General features: G+C 76.5%; 1 protein-coding gene. It reads left to right on the top strand.

Features of this window, described 5'->3' with window-relative positions:
- Positions 1-317: 317 nt before the first annotated feature.
- Positions 318-869, top strand: a complete 552-nt coding sequence (locus GT045_RS38170) for a TetR/AcrR family transcriptional regulator (RefSeq protein WP_345942885.1) — start codon at positions 318-320, stop codon at positions 867-869.
- The last annotated feature ends 163 nt before the right edge of the window (positions 870-1,032 follow it).

Raw genomic sequence — 1,032 nt, forward strand, 5'->3', positions numbered from 1 at the left:
CCGCCGGGCCGGCCGAACCCACCGAGTCCGCCGGGCCGGCCGAACCCACCGAGTCCGCCGAGACAGCCGAGACTGAGACCGTCAAGGCGGCCGGACCCGCCGCCTCCGGCAGTTCCGGCGCCACCGCCACCACCCTCGCCACCGCCTCAGACACTCCGGGCACTCCGGGCACTCCGGCTACGCACAGCGCTTCCGGCACTCTCGGGACTCCCAGCGCTCCCAGCGCTCCGGCTACGCACAACACTCAGGGCACTCTCGGGACTCCCGGCGCTCCCGCCGCTGTCGGCGTCCCCGGGACGGCCTCCCGTGCCGATCGCGTGGCCGACGCCGCCCTCGCGCTGCTCGCCGAGCGCGGCATGCGCGGGCTCACCCACCGGGCGGTGGACGCGGCGGCCGGCCTGCCTCCGGGCTCGACGTCCAACGTTGCCCGCACCCGGCAGGCGCTGCTGGAACTGGCGGTGCGACGGCACGCCGAACGGGAGGCGCGGCTGCTGGCACCGGTGGAGACGCCGGAGACGCCCGGGGGGCTCGACGCGTTGGCGCAGGGGCTGGCGCTCGCCGTCCACCGCTCCCTGACCGACCACCGCGATCTGCTCATCGCCCGTTACGAACTGGCCCTGGAGGCCACCCGCCGCCCCGGACTGCGCGCCATCTACGACCGGACCGGCGCCGTCTTCACGGAGCAGCTGAGCGCCATGCTCGCCGCGGCGGGCTCCCCGGACCCGGCCCGCCATGTGCTGTCCCTGGTCGCCTGGGCGGACGGACTCATGTTCTCCTGCGCGGCCGGTTCGTTCAGCACCCGTGTCCCGGACCAGGCGGAGATCCGCACGGGGCTGCGGGAACTGCTCAGGGGCCTGCTGGGACGCTGAACCACCCGTCGCCCGCACCGCGGCGGCCGGGAGAGGACCCCGGGGCGGACGCCGAACGCCACGATCGGCTCCAAGGCCACGATCCGGCTCTGAAGCCCGCCCCCGCCACCCCGGGCACCGTCGCCCCCCGCCACCCCGGCCAGGCGTCCCCCCGCACCCCGCA

This window comes from Streptomyces sp. SID486, from assembly GCF_009865385.1.
In the GTDB taxonomy this organism is placed as follows: Bacteria; Actinomycetota; Actinomycetes; order Streptomycetales; family Streptomycetaceae; genus Streptomyces.